The organism is Thermus sp. FJN-A, assembly GCF_054655095.1.
Window position 1 is genome coordinate 1 of record NZ_BAAHSC010000154.1, and the last position, 247, is coordinate 247.

The following is a 247-nucleotide window of genomic DNA, read 5'->3' on the forward strand; positions in this document are numbered from 1 at the left end:
CGGGGGGGGGGGGGGGGGGGGGGGGGGGGGGGGGGGGGCGGGCCTCCCCGGTGACCCAGACCCTCCGGGCGGACCGGGGGAGGGCCTGCAGGAGGTCGGCGAGAAGCCTCCCCGAGAGGTCCAGCCGCCACTCCCTGAGGACCTGGGGCCTCCCCCGGACCATGCGCACCCGGTAGGCCACCACCTGGCCGTCCCGGCTCACCGCCAGGGTGCGGCCCAACTCGTCCTCAACCAGAACCCCTTCCCG

Annotated in this window: 1 pseudogene; it reads right to left on the reverse strand. The window is 78.5% G+C overall.

The features are described from left to right. Positions 1-247, reverse strand: a pseudogene (locus ACYQ0J_RS00790) (metal-dependent hydrolase); the annotation flags it as partial.